At 71.0% G+C, this 16146-nt stretch carries 17 protein-coding genes; 4 read left to right on the top strand and 13 right to left on the bottom strand.

The features are described from left to right. Nucleotides 1-8 precede the first annotated feature (8 nt). The 5 genes from miaA to AC2VOR_RS11415 all read right to left on the bottom strand — a co-directional run bounded on the left by miaA (nucleotide 9) and on the right by AC2VOR_RS11415 (nucleotide 4836). Nucleotides 9-938, bottom strand: coding sequence for a tRNA (adenosine(37)-N6)-dimethylallyltransferase MiaA (gene miaA / locus AC2VOR_RS11435; RefSeq protein WP_486963825.1), 930 nt, complete (start codon nucleotides 936-938; stop codon nucleotides 9-11). 8 nt (nucleotides 939-946) lie between these two features. Next, the gene (locus tag AC2VOR_RS11430) at nucleotides 947-1636 is read right to left on the bottom strand and encodes a class III extradiol ring-cleavage dioxygenase family protein (RefSeq protein ID WP_369739410.1); all 690 of its coding nucleotides are present in this window, start codon (nucleotides 1634-1636) and stop codon (nucleotides 947-949) included. A gap of 101 nt (nucleotides 1637-1737) precedes the next feature. After that, complete coding sequence (locus tag AC2VOR_RS11425) at nucleotides 1738-2706, bottom strand: DMT family transporter (RefSeq protein WP_369739411.1); 969 nt, start codon at nucleotides 2704-2706, stop codon at nucleotides 1738-1740. Between the two features lie 213 nt (nucleotides 2707-2919). After that, entirely contained in the window at nucleotides 2920-3852 is a 933-nt protein-coding gene (locus AC2VOR_RS11420) for a DMT family transporter (protein ID WP_369741662.1), read from the bottom strand. Between the two features lie 81 nt (nucleotides 3853-3933). After that, complete coding sequence (locus tag AC2VOR_RS11415; RefSeq protein ID WP_486963824.1) at nucleotides 3934-4836, bottom strand: DMT family transporter; 903 nt, start codon at nucleotides 4834-4836, stop codon at nucleotides 3934-3936. A gap of 274 nt (nucleotides 4837-5110) precedes the next feature. On the opposite strand from AC2VOR_RS11415, the gene AC2VOR_RS11410 reads away from it, so the two are divergent. Continuing rightward, complete coding sequence (locus AC2VOR_RS11410) at nucleotides 5111-6493, top strand: DUF349 domain-containing protein (RefSeq protein ID WP_486963812.1); 1383 nt, start codon at nucleotides 5111-5113, stop codon at nucleotides 6491-6493. 2 nt (nucleotides 6494-6495) lie between these two features. On the opposite strand, the gene AC2VOR_RS11405 is transcribed toward AC2VOR_RS11410, so the two are convergent. The 4 genes from AC2VOR_RS11405 to recA are packed head-to-tail and all read right to left on the bottom strand — an operon-like array spanning nucleotide 6496 to nucleotide 11372. Beyond that, nucleotides 6496-7152 carry an Rv2732c family membrane protein gene (locus AC2VOR_RS11405; protein ID WP_369739412.1) on the bottom strand — a complete coding sequence of 219 codons (657 nt, stop codon included), beginning with the start codon at nucleotides 7150-7152 and terminating at the stop codon, nucleotides 6496-6498. Then, complete coding sequence (gene miaB / locus AC2VOR_RS11400; RefSeq protein WP_369741663.1) at nucleotides 7149-8687, bottom strand: tRNA (N6-isopentenyl adenosine(37)-C2)-methylthiotransferase MiaB; 1539 nt, start codon at nucleotides 8685-8687, stop codon at nucleotides 7149-7151. Before miaB ends, AC2VOR_RS11405 begins: the two co-directional genes overlap by 4 nt. Nucleotides 8688-8743: 56 nt before the next feature. Beyond that, on the bottom strand, nucleotides 8744-9274 hold the full coding sequence (gene recX, locus AC2VOR_RS11395; protein ID WP_369741664.1) for a recombination regulator RecX: 531 nt from the start codon (nucleotides 9272-9274) through the stop codon (nucleotides 8744-8746). Continuing rightward, nucleotides 9240-11372 (bottom strand): intein-containing recombinase RecA, encoded by a 2133-nt coding sequence (gene recA / locus AC2VOR_RS11390; RefSeq protein WP_486963811.1) that lies wholly within the window; start codon nucleotides 11370-11372, stop codon nucleotides 9240-9242. Before recA ends, recX begins: the two co-directional genes overlap by 35 nt. A 148-nt stretch (nucleotides 11373-11520) precedes the next feature. On the opposite strand from recA, the gene AC2VOR_RS11385 reads away from it, so the two are divergent. Next, nucleotides 11521-12171: a (2Fe-2S)-binding protein gene (locus AC2VOR_RS11385; RefSeq protein WP_369739414.1), complete on the top strand. Its 651-nt coding sequence runs from the start codon at nucleotides 11521-11523 to the stop codon at nucleotides 12169-12171. Nucleotides 12172-12196: 25 nt separating this feature from the next. Here AC2VOR_RS11385 and AC2VOR_RS11380 read toward each other — a convergent pair whose 3' ends face one another. Both AC2VOR_RS11380 and AC2VOR_RS11375 read right to left on the bottom strand, forming a co-directional pair. Beyond that, nucleotides 12197-12391: a DUF3046 domain-containing protein gene (locus AC2VOR_RS11380; RefSeq protein WP_407686815.1), complete on the bottom strand. Its 195-nt coding sequence runs from the start codon at nucleotides 12389-12391 to the stop codon at nucleotides 12197-12199. A gap of 22 nt (nucleotides 12392-12413) precedes the next feature. Continuing rightward, complete coding sequence (locus tag AC2VOR_RS11375; protein WP_369739416.1) at nucleotides 12414-13583, bottom strand: glycosyltransferase; 1170 nt, start codon at nucleotides 13581-13583, stop codon at nucleotides 12414-12416. A gap of 53 nt (nucleotides 13584-13636) precedes the next feature. On the opposite strand from AC2VOR_RS11375, the gene AC2VOR_RS11370 reads away from it, so the two are divergent. Both AC2VOR_RS11370 and AC2VOR_RS11365 read left to right on the top strand, forming a co-directional pair. Then, on the top strand, nucleotides 13637-14068 hold the full coding sequence (locus tag AC2VOR_RS11370) for a limonene-1,2-epoxide hydrolase (protein ID WP_369739417.1): 432 nt from the start codon (nucleotides 13637-13639) through the stop codon (nucleotides 14066-14068). Between the two features lie 16 nt (nucleotides 14069-14084). Continuing rightward, nucleotides 14085-14483 carry a DUF5313 domain-containing protein gene (locus AC2VOR_RS11365; protein WP_369739418.1) on the top strand — a complete coding sequence of 133 codons (399 nt, stop codon included), beginning with the start codon at nucleotides 14085-14087 and terminating at the stop codon, nucleotides 14481-14483. Here the strand turns inward: AC2VOR_RS11365 and pspM are convergent. Then, entirely contained in the window at nucleotides 14480-15286 is an 807-nt protein-coding gene (pspM, locus tag AC2VOR_RS11360; RefSeq protein WP_369739419.1) for a phage shock envelope stress response protein PspM, read from the bottom strand. The genes AC2VOR_RS11365 and pspM overlap by 4 nt on opposite strands. 25 nt (nucleotides 15287-15311) lie before the next feature. Further along, nucleotides 15312-16127 carry a phage shock protein PspA gene (gene pspA / locus AC2VOR_RS11355; protein WP_369741665.1) on the bottom strand — a complete coding sequence of 272 codons (816 nt, stop codon included), beginning with the start codon at nucleotides 16125-16127 and terminating at the stop codon, nucleotides 15312-15314. Nucleotides 16128-16146: the final 19 nt, after the last annotated feature.

The raw sequence follows: 16146 nt of genomic DNA, 5'->3' as shown, positions 1-16146 counted from the left end.
TCACCTGTTCAGGGTACTTGCCGCCACGCCCGCAACGCGGCGTCGACGAGGCCGGCACCCGCGGTGGCATCGAGCCACCGCACCCGGTGGTCCCGGCGGAACCACGACCGCTGCCGTCGCACGTAGCGCCGGGTCCCCATGAACGTCTGCTCCCGGGCATCCCGCAGCTCCGCTGCTCCCCCACCGGCGCCGAGTGCCGCGAGCACCTGGGCGTAGCCCAACGCGCGTGACGCGGTCACCCCGTCGCGCAGGCCGGCGCGCAGCAGGGTGCGCACCTCCTCGACCAGGCCCCGGTCGAACATCGCGTCGGTGCGGCGCGCCAACCTTTCGTCGAGAATCGCCGTGTCACAGTCCAATCCGATGATGACTGCGCCCCAGCGCGGAGTGCCGACGCGCGGCGCCGACGCGGCGAACGGCTTACCGGTGAGTTCGACGACCTCCAGCGCCCGCACCGTGCGTCTGCCGTCGGTGGGCAGGATCGCCGCGGCCGCGGCCGGGTCCCGGCGGGCCAGCTCGGCGTGCAGCCCACCCGGCCCGACCTCGGCGAGGCGTCGTTCCCAACGCGCCCGCACCTCCGGATCGGTGGCCGGAAACGACCAGTCGTCCAGCAGCGACTGGACGTAGAGCATCGACCCGCCCACGATGAGCGGTATCGCACCGCGGGCCGCGATCGCCTCGACGTCGGCGGCGGCGGCTCGTTGGTAGCGGGCGACGGTCGCGGTCTGCGTGACGTCGAGGACGTCGAGCTGGTGATGGGGAATGCCGCGACGCTGCTCGACGGGCACCTTCGCGGTGCCGATGTCCATGCCGCGGTAGAGCTGCATGGCATCGGCGTTGACGACCTCGGCGCCGGCCGTGTCGGCGAGCCGCTCGGCGACATCGAGCGCCAGCTGCGATTTTCCCGTGCCGGTCGGACCGATGATCGCCAGCGGTCGCAGCACCGGATTCACGGCTGCCAGGCGCCGACGAAGTACCCCACCCCGAACGGCGCGCCCCGGTAGAGCTCCTTGGCCGCGCGCGGCCCCGGCCCGGCCAGACCGGCCAGCACCCCGAACGCGACCCGCCCCAGGATCGGCGGCGGCAGCCGGGTCAGGGCGGTGACGTCGCCGGTGGCCAGCGCGTCGTCGAGGGCCAGTTGGGCGGCGGCGTCGCCCGGGTGGTGGCCGCCGGGGGCCGCCGGGGTCAGGGTGTTCGCGCCGTCGGCCACCACCAGCACACCGACCGGATCGGGCGTCCCGTCGATCTCGGCGCGCAGTTGCCGGCCCAGGGCCGCCGCGGTGTCCGACCCGTGGTCGCCGCGGTAGACGTGCACTCGCGCGCGGGCGTCGGGCCGCGCGCGGCCCCGCACCCAGCCGGCCATGAGCGCGCACAGCGGAAAATCGGCGGGCGCGCCGCCGTCGTCGCCGGGGCACAGCCGGACGCGCACGTCGGCCCCGAACCCCGCGAACGTGCCGACACCCTCGGGACCCAGCACGTCATCGCGGCCACCCGTGCCGATGACGACCCAGCGGGGCGGCAACAACGCGGCCGCGGCCAACACGCCCGCGGCCAGGTCGCACAGCTCGGCGGCGGCCCCTCCGGCCAGTTCGGGAACGAGCACCGGGGCGGACGGAACGATGGCGATCGCGCTCAACACGCCACCAAACTAACCTCTCGGCCACCTCGGGCCGCACGTCTGCGCGCCCGCGGCCTCGCGAGCCTCCGGTGATCCTTCGCCGGTCCGGCGGCGGGCGAGCGTCAGGCCTGGCCGTCCGCCACGGCAATCGGGTGCCCGGAAGGGTCGGCACTCTCGCCCGCGCCCAGCCGAGGCCGCGGGATTTCGCCGACCCTGTCCCGGCCGGTCTGGGCGACCATGGTGGCGGCCTCGCCCCGCGCCAGCGCCACCGTCGCGATGATCACCACCGACACCGCCGCGATCAGCACCATCGCCTTCGGGCCGTCAGTGTTCAGCGTCTCGCCCAGCACGAACACCCCGAGCGTCGCGGCCACCACGGGCTTGGCCACGGTCATCGCCGGCATCGACGCGGTCAGCGCGCCGGCCCGGAACGCCGACTGCTGGAAGATCATCCCGGCCAGGGCGGCCAGAATCCACGGCACGAACTCCGGGGCGGTCAACACGCCGACCAGGCTGTGCTCGCTGATCTCCACGATCCCCTTGGTCAGCACCGCGAACAGCGCCAGCGACGAACCCGCCACCAGGGCGAGCAACACGGCCGCGAACGGGCCACCGGACCGGGCCCGCGCGGCCAGCACGCACCCCACGAGCAGGGGGAGCATCACGACACCGACGATGATCCACGTCGCGGTCGAGGCGCGCTGCCGGCCCGCCGCGGGGTCGCCGACGATGATGACCACCGCCAGGGCGCCGGCCAGGATCGCCGCCCACAGCCACTCCCAGCGGGTCACCCGGCGGTCGGTCAGACGGGCGTAGATCGGCAGTGCGAAGAGCAACGCCGTGACCTGCAACGCCGTCACCAGCACCACGGAGCCCCACGCCAGGGCACCGGCCTGCAGGCTGTAGTTGAGGATCGCCGCAAGACCGCCCAGCCACCACCGGGTGTCCTTCAACGACATGCGGAACAGCTCCAGGTGACCGACCTGCTTGTCGGTGATCTCCTGCGCGGAGCGTTGCCTGATCACGTCGCCGACGGCGGACGCCATCGCCGCGCACAACGCCAGCAACGCCGCGACATCGACTTTCGACATAGACGACCCCTCACCTCAACCCGTTCCCACCAGTGTTCCCCGGCCGACGGCAAATACACCAACTGTTCGGCATCGGTTCACCTACGACTGTGTGACGTTGACTGTGTGACGTTGCGCGGAGGTGACCGCCGGCCGGGGTAATGCTCCACACCTACAGCACCAAGCTGTGCCGCAGCTGTACCCCGGCCGTGAGTTCTGGGCGCCCGCCGCCCGCTATGCCTCGGCGCCCGAGGGGACCACGGCGGCCGAGCCGCCGGCCGCCGGTGCCGGGCCACTCTCGGCGACTTCGGCGTTCATGGAGACGGCCTCACCGCGGGCCAGGGCCGCCGTTGCGATCACCACGACCACCGCCGCGGCCACCAGGGCGATCATCTCCGGCCCGTCGGCCGTGAGGGTCTCGCCCAGCACGGTGATGCCCAGCACCGACGCCACCAGCGGTTCGGCCACCGTCATCGTCGGCAACGACGCGGTGAGCGAACTGGCCCGAAACGACGACTGCTGGAACACCGTGCCCAGCGCCGCGACCAGCACCCACCCGTAGAGCTCCGGGGTGCGCAGCACGGTCCCCGGGCCGCTGTGCAGCGTGTCGACGATCGCCTTGGTGAGCACCGAGAACAGCGCCCATGAGGACGCCGAGACCAGCGCGAGCAGCACCGCGGCCACCGGCCCGCTGAACACCCGCGCGCCCAGCACGCACAACACCATCGCCGGGCCGAGCACCAGCGCCACCACAGCCCACGAATGCAGCGACCCGCGCTGATAGCCGGCGGCGGGTTCGCCGACCGAGACGAACACCGCCACCGCGCCGGCCAGCAGGAACGCCCACACCCATTCCCCGCGGGTCAGCCCCTGTTTGGTCAGCCACGCATAGACCGGCAGCGCGAACAGCAGCGCCGTCACCTGCAAGGCCTGCACCAACACCACCGAGCCCAGGCCCAGGGCCACCGCCTGCAGGGCGAAGCTCGCCACGGCCGCCGTTCCCCCCAGCCACCACTTGGCGTCGCGCAACGACATGCGCAGCAACTCCACGTGGCCGACCTGCTGGTCGGTGATCTCCTGCGCGGAGCGCTGCCTGACCACGTCACCGACACCGGATATCAGCGCGGCGATCAGCGCCAGCAACGCCGCGATGTCCACCTTTTCGATGGCGACCTCCTCACCGACGCGCGGCCCCCGTGCCGCGCACGACCCGGCACGAGGTTACCTGCGCGCGGGGCCGCCCGGCGGCTACGCGGGCTGGCGCGCCCGGCCGCGAAGCTTGCGCTCGACCTTCTTGTGCGTGGCAACCGCATCGATGCGCGCCAGCTCGAAGGTGGCGGCAGTCATCACCAGCGCGGCCACCACCAGGGCGACCATCCCGGCCGGGCCGGTGTTCAGCGTCTCGCCGAGGACGACGACACCCAGCGATGCCGCCACCACCGGCTGCGACACCTCCAGGGTGGGCATCGACGCGGTGAGGGCGCCGGCCCGGAACGCGGACTGCTCCCACGCGAACCCGCCCAGCGCGAGCAACACCCAGGCGTAGACCCCGGGTGTCCGCACCAGCGCCCACCCGCCTTCGTCGATCCGGTGGACGACGCCCTTGGTGAGCACCGCGAAGATCCCCCACAGCGAACCCGACACGAGGGCGTAGAGCACCGCGGCCACCGCGCCGCCGCGGATCCGGGCGACCACGAGGCACCCGGCCAGCAGCGGCCCCAGCACCGCCGCCACCGCGGCCCAGGTCCGCCACGATCCGTTCGAGTGGCCGGCCCGCGGGTTGCCGACGGTGACGATCACCACCACCGCGGCGGTCAGCAACGCGGCCCAGAGCCACTCCCGTCCGGTCACGCTGCGGTCGGCCAGCCGCGCACTCACCGGCAGCGCGAACAACAGCGACAGCACCAGCAGCGCCTGCACCAGCAGCACCGAACCCTCGTCCAGCGCCGCAGCCTGCAACGCGATGCTCACCACGAGCAGCAGCGCACCCCAGCGCCACCGCTGGTTGCGCAGCAGCGCCGCGAACAATTCCAGGTGACCGACCGATCGGTCGATGAGCCGGTGCGTCGCCCGTTGTTGCAGTACATCGCCGATCGCCACGCACAGCGCCGCACTCAGCGCAAGCAGGGCGGCGAGATCCACCTTCGCCATGAACGATTTCTCCGTCGTGTCGTGAGGGGACATGAGCAGATACCTTCGTATCTCTTTACTGTTGCACAATCTCGGTGTCCGGGCGGTGACGGGAAGGTGGCGGCATGCGGCCCGGCAAGCTGTTTGAATACTGTGGGAACGGTTGAGGAGCAGCTGGTGATGGGCCGCCCGCCGGCGGCGGCACCGGCTTTCCGGCCGGACGGCGCCGCTACGCGCGGCAGATGCGCGGGACAGATCCCACGCGGAAGGGTTGCATGAGGGTGGTGGCGAACGTATGACGGCTGACGAGCCCCGCAGCAACGATTCGACCGAACCGGCGCCGGCGCCGGACACCGGGCCGGCTTCCGGGCCGGTCGACCCGTCGGCCGCGCAGCCGGTGCCACGCCCAGGTCCACGCCCCAGACCCCGGCCCACACCGCGGCCCGCCGCCCACCCGGTGCCGGCGCCCCCGCGCAGCAACCCGCACCAGTTCGGGCGCGTGGACGACGACGGCACGGTCTGGCTGGTCAGCGCCGCCGGTGAGCGGGTCGTCGGCTCCTGGCAGGCCGGTGACCCCGAAGCCGCGTTCGCCCACTTCGGCCGGCGGTTCGACGACCTGAGCACCGAGGTCACGCTCATGGAGGAGCGGCTGGCGTCGGGAACAGGGGACGCCCGCAAGATCAAGGCGCACGCTGCCGAGTTGGCCGAGACGTTGCCGACGGCATCGGTGCTGGGCGACGTCGACGCCCTCGTCGCCCGCCTGGACAGGCTGGTCAACCAGGCCGACGCCGGCATCGCCGCGGAGCGCGCGCGCCGCGACGAACAGCGGGCCGTGCAGACCGCGCGCAAGGAGGCGCTGGCCGCCGAGGCCGAGGACCTGGCCACCAACTCCACCCAGTGGAAGGCCGCCGGCGACCGGATGCGGACAATTCTCGACGAGTGGAAGACCATCAGCGGCCTGGACCGCAAGGTCGACGACGCGCTGTGGAAGCGCTATTCCGCGGCCCGGGAAACCTTCAATCGGCGGCGGGGATCGCATTTCGCCGAACTGGACCGGGAGCGCTCGGCGATCCGGCAGGTCAAGGAGCGGCTCTGCGAACAGGCCGAGGAGCTGTCCGATTCGACGGACTGGACCGCCACCAGCGTGGAGTTCCGCAAGCTGCTCACCGAGTGGAAGGCGGCGGGACGGGCGTCCCGCGACGTCGACGACGCGCTGTGGCGACGCTTCAAGGCCGCCCAAGACACCTTCTTCTCGGCACGTAACGCCGCGACGGCCGAAAAAGACGCCGAGTTGCGCGCCAACGCCACCGCCAAGGAGGCGCTGCTGGCCGAGGCCGAGAAGCTCGACACCGGCAACCATGACGCAGCCAGGGCGGCGTTGCGGTCGATCGTGGACCGGTGGGATGTCATCGGCCGGGTCCCGCGGGAACGGTCCGCCGAGCTGGAGCGGCGGCTGCGCGCGGTCGAGAAAAAGGTGCGCGACGCCGGCGAAGCCGACAGGTCGGATCCCCAGGCGCAGGCCCGGGCCGAGCAGTTCCGCGTTCGAGCCGAGCAGTACCAGCAGCAGGCCCAGAAGGCGGCGGCCGCCGGCCGCACCAAAGACGCCGAGGAGGCGCAGGCCAACGCCGAACAGTGGCGCCAGTGGGCGCAGGCGGCCACTCAGGCGCTGCGGCGCTGACCCTAGCGGTCGTCCTGCTGCGGATCCGCCGGCTTGGGGACACCCCGGGCGGCGTCCGGGTCACCGGACCCGTCCGACTCCTGGGGACCGCCCGGCTTGCCGAGGCTGTCCAACAGCGTCATCGACTGCTGCCGGGCCGCGGTCCGTCGCCGCTCCTCCTCGGCCGCGAGCTGCACGATCGTGCGCGACCACACCACGCGGGCCCACTGGTAGGTCAGCACGATCACGGTGATCCAGGCCACGATCAGGCCCCACCCCGGGCCCGGGTGCCCGGCGGTCACGGTCTGGCGCGACCAGACCGCCAGCAGCCCGGTCGGGCAGGCGAGCGCCGAACCCACCAAGGCGATCCAGGCCAGCGCCCAACGCCGCGTCATCAGCGCCAGCATCGAGAAACCGACCCCGAACGCCAGCGCCAGCCAGGCGAACACCCGGGAGGGCAGGGCGACCGCGGCCGCGCCGGCGCCGTGGCTGCTGAACAGCACGTCCCAGCCGCGCACGTCACCGGTGTGCGGGAGGATGAACGTGGCCAGCAGCACGAACACCAGGATCGAGATCACGAAACCGCGTGGGCCCGGCTCGATCTGACGCGCCACCCGGCGCTCCGCCGCCTCGATCTCGGTGCGCAGGGCGTCCAACTGCGTGTGTTGTTTCTTCGTCATCGCTCACATCCGGGGGGTTCGGCCGGGCCGACGGGCGGCCGGACGGTGGGCATGCCGAGACCGGTGCCGCGCGGGCGCTGCCCGGCGGCGTGCGCATCGCCTGCCCGGGTGCGCCGGTGGGTCAGGATTCCCGCGTCGGCGATCAGGTGGTGCGGTGCGGCCGCGGTGACCACCGCGGTGACGACGTCGCCGGGCCGCACCGCGTCGACGCACTGCCCCGCGGCGAAGTGGACCAGCCGGCCGTCGCGGGCGCGCCCGGTCATCCGCGCGGTATGGGTGTCTTTGCGGCCCTCACCGGCGGCCACGAGCAATTCGACGGTCTGCCCGACCAGGGCCCGGTTGCCGTCCAGCGAGATCTGCTCCTGCAGCTCGACGAGCCGTTCGTAGCGTTCCTGCACCACGGCTTTGGGTATCTGCCCCTCGAGTTCGGCGGCGACGGTGCCCGGCCGTTTGGAGTACTGGAAGGTGAACGCCGCGGCGCACCGCGCCCGGCGCACCACGTCGAGCGTGGCCGCGAAGTCCTCTTCGGTCTCACCGGGGAAGCCGACGATCAGATCGGTGGTGATGGCGGCGTGCGGCATGGCCGCCCGCACGCGGTCGATGATGCCCAGGTAGCGCTCGGCACGGTAGGAACGCCGCATCGCGCGCAGGACGCGGTCGGACCCCGACTGCAGCGGCATGTGCAGGGCGGGGCAGACGTTCGGTGTGTCGGCCATGGCCTCGATGACGTCGTCGGTGAACTCGGCCGGGTGCGGCGAGGTGAACCGGACCCGTTCCAGGCCGTCGATGCGGCCACAGGCGCGCAGCAGCTTGGCGAAGGCGCCCCGATCGCGGGGCTGCGCCGGATCGGCGAACGACACCCCGTAGGCGTTGACGTTCTGGCCCAGCAGGGTGACCTCGAGCACGCCATCGGCCACCAGGGAGCCGACCTCGGCCAGGATGTCGTCCGGGTTGCGGTCCACCTCCTTGCCGCGCAGCGCCGGCACGATGCAGAAGGTGCAGGTGTTGTTGCAGCCGACGGCAATCGACACCCAGGCGGAATAGGCGGAGTCGCGGGCGGTGGGCAGCGAGGACGGAAACTGTTGCAGCGCTTCGGCGATCTCCACCTGGGCGACCTTGTTGTGTCGGGCCCGGTCGAGCAGCGCGGGCAGCGACCCGATGTTGTGGGTGCCGAAGACGACGTCGACCCAGGGTGCCTTGCGCAGCAGCGCGTCGCGGTCCTTCTGCGCCAGGCAACCGCCGACCGCGATCTGCATCTCGGGATTGTCGCGTTTGCGCGGCGCGAGGTGGCTGAGGTTGCCGTACAGCTTGTTGTCGGCGTTCTCGCGCACGGCGCAGGTGTTGAAAACCACGACATCGGCGTCGCCGTCCTCGGCCGCGCGCCGGTAACCGGCCGCCTCCAGCAAACCGGCCAACCGCTCGGAATCGTGGACGTTCATCTGGCAGCCGTAGGTGCGGACTTGGTAGGTGCGCACCAGCGCGGGGCCGAGCCCGGCCCGGTCTGCGGGGGTGTCGCAGGACCCGCGCGTCACCATCGAAGTCACGGGGCCATGGTACGGCTTCGGCGTGACGCGGCCGCCGGCCGCACACGTCACACCCGGCGGCGCTCCCGCTCGGCGGCCAGCTCGGTGAGGACGACCTCGCACGCCAGGTTCTGGCTGTAGCCGCGGCGCGCCAGCATCCCGACCAACCTGCGGCTCACCCGCATCTCGTCCTTACCGCCCCCGCCAAGCGCCTCGCGCCGCAGCTTCGACCGGACCAGCTTGGCGGCCAGCTCGCGTTCGGCGCCGGCGTCGATGCCACCCAGCGCCGCGGTGATCACGTCGTCGTCGACACCTTTGGTGTGCAACTCGGCGGCCAGGGCGCGCCTGCTCTTGCCGGCGTTGGCCCGCCGGGACCGTACCCACTGCTGCGCGAAGTCGGTGTCGTCCACCAGCCCGGCGGCGGCCAGCCTGTCGAGCACCCGCACGCTGATGTCGTCGGGGTATCCGCGTTTGGCCAGCGCACCGGCCAACTCGGCGCGGGTGCGCGCTCTCCCGGTGAGCAGGCGCAGGCACAACGCCCGCGCTTGCTCCTCGCGGGAGGGCTCAGAAGTCGACGGGGGCGGGCAGGACGTCATCAGCGGTCACGACCGCGCCGATGCCAAGCTTTTCCTTGATCTTCTTCTCGATCTCGTTGGCCACGTCGGCGTTCTCCATCAGGAAGGTGCGGGCGTTCTCCTTGCCCTGCCCGAGCTGCTCGCCCTCGTAGGTGAACCAGGAACCGGATTTGCGGATGAAGCCCTGATCCACCCCCATGTCGATCAGCGAACCCTCCCTGCTGATGCCTTTGCCGTAGAGGATGTCGAACTCGGCCTGCTTGAAGGGCGGCGACACCTTGTTCTTGACGACCTTGACCCGGGTGCGGTTGCCGACGGCGTTGGTGCCGTCCTTGAGGGTCTCGATCCGGCGCACGTCCATGCGCACCGACGCGTAGAACTTCAAAGCCTTTCCACCCGTGGTCGTCTCGGGCGAATTATGCACCATCACTCCATCGACGAAATAGTTGTGGTTGCCTTCGACTTCGATATCGAACCGATTCATTGACCGAGTGTGGGGTTTGACATGCACATCGAGAACACGGGCGGGTACCAGCTGTTGCGCGGGTTCGATGAACTGTGGCGTTACCGCCCCTTGGCCACGGAACCGCGGCAACAGTTTGTAATCCATGGATGGCGCCATGTAGGGCGCGACCAGTTCCTGAAACTTCGCCGTGGCCGCGGTGGAGAACACCAGCACCGCCTTGCCGGCTGAGCCGGCGTGCCGCAACCGCACATCCAATCCGTATGTGTCATGCAGGTAGTCGCGCAACCGTATACGTGTGCCTTCGCTCATGGCCTCGACGCAGATCTCGATGCGCCCGCTACCACCAACGGTACGTTCCTGCAATCCCCTGGAACGTAGGGTGAATGAGCCGTCATCCATGTACCAAATTGCCAGAGCCAGTGGCGTGAGTGCCTTGAGATATTCCTCGGAGAAGAACTTCTTACCGTCTCCGAGATAAACCGCGCGCCGTAGTTCGGCAAGCTCCGGCAGTGGTGTGAAGTCGACAAAGCTCGCGCCCTTGGCGTTCTCCCGCATCGTATGCCGAATGTTTCCCATCAACGCGGTCTTCCACCGCAGATACTCCGACTGCTTGGCGCCGTATCCCAGCCGGAAACGGACTCCATTGCGATCGTGCCGATTGGACGAGAGGTTCCCGTCACCCATCAGCGACCCCAGTATCACCTGGAACTGTTGCTCACTGAGCAGATGCGGCTCGGCGGCCAACACCCGGTCACCGGCAAAGAGATCGCCGGCTTCTTTCCAGCCGCCCGGTGTGCGAATGAGGTGGTTGGGCGTCGCCGCGAATTGCGACTTGCCGTTACCGCTGGACTTTTCGACGGTGAACTGAAGAAACTGCTCGGCAGGCCCGTTATTGAACCAGTTCACTACCTTGCGCGGCACAATCCGGTCCGTCTCAGGGTCGTAGGACAGCACCTCGACGTCCATCTTGTTGTTGACGATCTTGCCGATCTTTTCGGTGCAGCCGTCAGCGAGAGCCACTCGGGTCGAATAGTTCATACAGCCGAACATCACGCCGATCTTCTCGCGGAGCTGGTTGATGAAGATCGCCGTGGTTCCCGAGTTGTTGAGCGCGCCGGTCATCTTCCGCAGCGCCTGGCTCATCAGCCGGGCCTGCAGCCCGACGTGGCTGTCGCCCATCTCCCCCTCGAGCTCCGCGCGCGGCACCAGGGCCGCCACCGAGTCGATGACCAGGATGTCCAGGGCGCCGGAGCGGATCAGCATGTCGGCGATCTCCAGGGCCTGCTCACCCGTGTCGGGCTGGCTGACCAGCAGGGAGTCGGTGTCCACGCCGAGGCTTTTGGCGTACTCGGGGTCCAGGGCGTGCTCGGCGTCGATGAACGCCGCGACGCCGCCGGCGGCCTGGGCGTTGGCCACCGCGTGCAGCGCCACGGTGGTCTTACCGGAGGACTCCGGGCCGTAGATCTCCACGACCCGCCCGCGGGGCAAACCGCCGATGCCCAGGGCCACGTCCAGTGCGATGGATCCGGTCGGGATGACCGAGATCGGCTGGCGCATCTCGTCGCCGAGACGCATCACCGAGCCTTTGCCGTAGCTCTTCTCGATCTGGGCCATCGCCAGCTCGAGTGCCTTCTCGCGGTCGGGGGCTTGCGCCATGGTGCCTCTCCTATAGTCGATGTGTTCGGGACCGGTGTCGGTCGGTTGGCCGTGACACTAGAGAAGGCCACCGACAAGTTGTCGTCTTCGAACGCTCCCCACAGTAGCCGAACACCTGTTCGATTCAAGCGGACACGCCAGGGAAGCCATGAACATCTCCGCGGAGCTGTCCGACATCTCCTCCTACGGGGGCTTCTTTGCACTGACCGTCGGCGGCGACGCCGCGGGATGGCATCCGGTCGGCCGGTCCTACGCCGACGGGTGCGCCGATCTGATCGACGCCACTCTCGCGCGGTACCGCACCACGGAGCTGCGGGTCGGCGCCTCCCTGGTCCAGCTCGGGCACGCCGCCCGGCTGTGGTCCCCGGTCCTCGCCTGCGCGCTGGCCCACGGCGTCGTCCCGGATCTGAGCGGCCTGCAGCGCGCCGACGACGGGGCCCGGCTGCGCCTGCCCGAAGCCGTCGGGGAACTCGTCGACCGCGACTCGCCTTCGCCGCAGACGTTGTACCGCGTCGTCGTGCGGGACCACATGGAACCGCTCGCGGCGGGGCTGCGGGTGAAGCCGGCGCCTGCGCTGCTGGCCGGCAACATCGCGTCGGCCCTCGTCGGGGCGTCGCATGCGCTGCTCGCCGCCCGCCCTGACCTGCGGGAGCCCGTCGTCAGGGTCACCGGCGCGCTGCTGAGCACCGGCGTGCTGGCCGACACGATGAGCGGCTGTGACCTGTCGTTCCGGCGCCGCAGCTGCTGCCTCTTCTACCGCACCCCCGCCGGTTCCACGTGCGGCGACTGTGTGCTCTAGTGCCCTTTAGCGCGCCGAACCCGCCTCACCACTGGTCGCGGGGCACGTCGAAGTCGACGCACAATGCCCGCCACACGTCGCGGGGCTCGACGCCCTCCTCGATCGCCTGGGCGGCGGTCCGGCCCTCCAGGCCGGTCAGCGCGTGGTCCGCCAGCACCGACGGGCCGTACGCGGCGCCGAACCGCAACACGACCCGCTCGTGGAACTCCGTTAGCCGCACGCCCGCCAACATACCCAGACGGTCAGGCCGCCCCCAACGCGAGCGCGTCGTGGCAGACCCGCACCGGATCGGCCAGGCCGGCGGCGCCGGCCGCGGCCGCCTGCGCGGCCCGGCGACAACCCGGCGACGACAGCACCTCGGTGACGGCGGCCACCAGCGCGTCGGCCGTCAACGGCCGGACCAGCCGCCCGCTGCCCTGGCGGACCACCCGGTTGGCGATCTCCCACTGATCCCCGCCGCCCGGGACCACGACCAGCGGCACCCCGGCCAGCAGCGCCTTGGCCACCATCCCGTGACCGCCCCCGCAGATCACCAGGTCCGCGCGCCTCAGCAACTCGTCCTGGCGGCCCAGCCCCACGACCGCCCACGGCGGCGCCGTCAGCTCGGCGCCGCCCAGCCGCGAGACCACCACCCGCGATCCCGCCGGGAGCGTCTCGCCCGGCGTCAGGCACGCCAGCGCGACCTCGGCCAGGCCCTCGGCCCCGGTCAGGGCGGTCGACGGCGCGACCACCACGACCGGCCCGGGGCCGTCGGGGATCTCCAGCACCCGTTCGGTGGGTTCGAAGTGCAGCGGTCCGACGACGACGGCGTCAGCCGGCCAGTCCGGGCGGGGCACCTCCAGCGCGGGCAGGGTGGCGATCAGCCGACGCAGCGGCCCGGGGTCGCGGGCCGGCAAGCCGATCCCGGCGCGGGCGGTGGCCCGCTGCCGCAGCCCGGCACGCCACGACCGCGCGGTCAGGGCCCGCATCGTGGCATCCCACAGCCGGCCGCGGACACCCGTGCCCGGGGCCAGCCCGCTGCCGATCGGCGGCAGCCCTTTCGACGGCAGGTAGAGCGGATGCGGGTCGAGCTCGACCCAGGGAATCCCCAGCAGCTCGGCGGCCATGCCGCCGCCCGCGGTGATGACGTCGGACACCACCAGGTCGGGCGCCAGGTCGCGCAGCGCCGGCGCGTTGAGGACGGCCATGCGGGCCGCGCGCAGGTGGATCCTGGCCCCGGCGTCCAGGTCGTCGTCGGTGGCGGCCAGGCCGTCCAGCACGGCGGCGTCCAGACCCGCGGCGCGGGCGGTGTCGAGCCACTCGGCACCGGTGAACAGCGTGGGCGCGTCACCGGCCTCGGCGAAGCGCCGGCACAGTGCAATCGCGGGGAACGAGTGCCCGGGATCAGGCCCAGCTACCACGGCGACGCGCATCCGCTTCACCCTGCCACAGCGCGCGGGCGCCATCCTGACCTACGCTGGCAAGCATGACCGAGCTGACCGAAGCCGGCGTGGCGAACACTCGCACGGTCGAGCGTTTCCTGAACGCCTTGCAGGACGCGGACTACGAGACGGCGGACGCCGCCCTCGCCGACGACCTCGTCTACGAGAACGTCGGGTTGCCCACGATCCACGGCCGCGCCAGGGCGATGAAGCTCTTCCGTCGCATGGACGGGCGCGCCGCCTTCGAGGTGAAGATCCACCGCATCGCCGCCGACGGAGCGGCGGTGCTCACCGAACGCACCGACGCGCTGATCTTCGGCCCGCTGCGGCTGCAGTTCTGGGTGTGCGGCGTGTTCGAGGTGCACGAAGGGAGAATCACGTTGTGGCGGGACTACTTCGACTTCTTCGACATGATGAAGGCCACCGCCCGCGGGGTGGCGGCGCTGGCGCTGCCCTCGCTCAAAGCAACGTTCTAGCCGAAGGCCGAGGCTGATGAGCGACAACGGCACCCGCACCCGACCGAACGCCTTGCAGTACCTGCGCTACTGCTACGGGCGCCGGCTGCCCGACTCGATGCGCGACTGGGTGCGCCGCGACCTGGCCGGCAAGGGCGCCACCAGGCGGATGATGCTGCGGGTCGCGGTCCCGGCCGTGCTGGTCTTGGCCCCGTTCTGGCTGATCCCGACGACGCTGGACGTCCACCTGAGCATGACCCTGCCGATCCTCATCCCGTTCGTGTACTTCTCGCATGCGCTCAACAAGGTGTGGCGTCGGCACATGCTGCAAGTGCACGGCCTGGACCCCGATCTCGTCGACGAACAAGCCCGCCGGCGCGATGCCCACATCCACCGGTCGTACGTCGAACGCTACGGACCCAGGTCCGGGGACTAGTCAGCGCGCGGCAGCCCGCCGAGTTCGTCGAACGCCTGCGCCCACCCGACCAGGCGATCGGTGGCCTGCGTCAGCTCGTCGCGGTAGCGCTGCGACGCCGCCGATCCGCCGCTGGCCGAAGACACCACTTGGGCTGCGGCGGTGACCATTTCGTTGTACTGACGCACACCGGAACTCAGCTGCGCGGTGAACGCGTTGATGGTGGGCACCAGATGCGCCCGCGACGACTCCGAATACCGCGCGGCCCGCTCCATCGACACCACCTCGGCGGCGGTGGCCGCCATGGCCGCCGAGGTCCTGGCCGCCGCCGCGGTCAGGTCGCCCAGTTCGGCGGCCGGCAGCATGGCTCCCCGCTCCATCACGCCCACGAGCGAGTGAAACCCCCGTTCGGAGGCGCCCAGCGCGTACATCGCGGGCCGCGCCGCCGAACCGGGCGGCGGCAGCCGGCGGGCGCCGGCGGGTGGTCCCGACGGCAGCGGCTCCGCCTTGAGCCAGCGGTAGCGCAACAGCAGCAACGTCGCCGGAATCGCCTGCACGACCGCGATGGCACCGGTGATCTGCAGCAGCAGTACGAACCAGCCCCAGGCCGCCAGCAGTGCCGTCACCACCGCCCAGAACAGGCACCCGGCGCTGAAGATCAATCCCCACCGCAGCGCGCGGCGACGGCGGCGGATCAGCCGGGCGCGCGGATCCGCGGCCGCGCTGAGCCGCCGGGCGAGCAGCTCGGAGAGCTCCGCGGCGGTGCCCAGACCTCGCTGCAGCAGCGTGCGCCACAGCCCGCGCTGACTCGAGTTCACCGCCATTCCGAAAACCCCGAAGAGCCCGCGGCTACTGGCCGTACGGCTGTTCGGGCACCGCCTGTCCGGTGGTCTCGGCGGGCGCGGCAGCGGGAGGGGCGGCGGTGCCGCCCGTCGGCAGCGCTTCGCCGCGCATCGAGGCGCGGATCTGCTCGAGGCGGGAATGGCCGGCCATCTGCACGCCGGCCTGCTCGACCTCGAGCATGCGGCCCTGCACGGAACCCTGGGCCAGCTCGGCGGCACCGATCGCGTTGGCGTAGCGGCGTTCGATCTTGTCGCGGACCTCGTCGAGGCTGGGTACGTTGCCCGGCGCGGCGATCTCGCTCATCGACCGCAGCGAGGCGCTCACCTGCTCCTGCATCTTGGCCTGTTCGAGCTGGCTGAGCAGCTTGGTGCGCTCGGCGATCTTCTGCTGCAGCACCATCGCGTTCTGTTCGACGGCCTTCTTGGCCTGGCCGGCCGCGCTCAGTGCCTGGTCGTGCAGCGTCTTGAGGTCCTCGACGCCCTGCTCGGCGGTCACCAGCTGGGCCGCGAAGGCCTCGGCGGCGTTGCTGTATTCGGTGGCCTTGTTGGCGTCACCGGCGGCAGTGGCCTGGTCGGCCAGCGTCAGCGCCTGACGGACGTTGACCTGCAGCTTCTCGATGTCGGCCAGCTGCCGGTTGAGCCGCATCTCGAGTTGGCGCTGGTTGCCGATCACCTGCGCCGCCTGCTGGGTCAGCGCCTGATGGGTGCGCTGCGCTTCCTCGATGGCCTGCTGGATCTGCACTTTGGGGTCGGCGTGCTCGTCGATCTTCGCGTTGAACAGCGCCATCAGGTACTTCCACGCTTTGACGAACGGGTTGGCCATGAGTAGCTCCACCTTCGCT

Source organism: Mycobacterium sp. TH-M103, from assembly GCF_057473785.1.
This window is presented reverse-complemented; position numbering and strand designations above follow the sequence as displayed.

Bases quoted from the DNA above. Each gene is read 5' to 3' on its own strand.
- AC2VOR_RS11415 (WP_486963824.1), bottom strand. From the start codon at position 4,836: ATGGCGAAGGTGGATCTCGCCGCCCTGCTTGCGCTGAGTGCGGCGCTG.
- recA (WP_486963811.1), bottom strand. From the start codon at position 11,372: ATGGCGCAAGCCCCCGACCGCGAGAAGGCACTCGAGCTGGCGATGGCC.
- miaB (WP_369741663.1), bottom strand. From the start codon at position 8,687: ATGGTGACGCGCGGGTCCTGCGACACCCCCGCAGACCGGGCCGGGCTC.
- AC2VOR_RS11375 (WP_369739416.1), bottom strand. From the start codon at position 13,583: ATGCGCGTCGCCGTGGTAGCTGGGCCTGATCCCGGGCACTCGTTCCCC.
- AC2VOR_RS11425 (WP_369739411.1), bottom strand. From the start codon at position 2,706: ATGTCGAAAGTCGATGTCGCGGCGTTGCTGGCGTTGTGCGCGGCGATG.
- pspM (WP_369739419.1), bottom strand. From the start codon at position 15,286: ATGGCGGTGAACTCGAGTCAGCGCGGGCTGTGGCGCACGCTGCTGCAG.
- AC2VOR_RS11410 (WP_486963812.1), top strand. From the start codon at position 5,111: ATGACGGCTGACGAGCCCCGCAGCAACGATTCGACCGAACCGGCGCCG.
- pspA (WP_369741665.1), bottom strand. From the start codon at position 16,127: ATGGCCAACCCGTTCGTCAAAGCGTGGAAGTACCTGATGGCGCTGTTC.
- AC2VOR_RS11385 (WP_369739414.1), top strand. From the start codon at position 11,521: ATGAACATCTCCGCGGAGCTGTCCGACATCTCCTCCTACGGGGGCTTC.
- AC2VOR_RS11370 (WP_369739417.1), top strand. From the start codon at position 13,637: ATGACCGAGCTGACCGAAGCCGGCGTGGCGAACACTCGCACGGTCGAG.
- AC2VOR_RS11405 (WP_369739412.1), bottom strand. From the start codon at position 7,152: ATGACGAAGAAACAACACACGCAGTTGGACGCCCTGCGCACCGAGATC.
- AC2VOR_RS11365 (WP_369739418.1), top strand. From the start codon at position 14,085: ATGAGCGACAACGGCACCCGCACCCGACCGAACGCCTTGCAGTACCTG.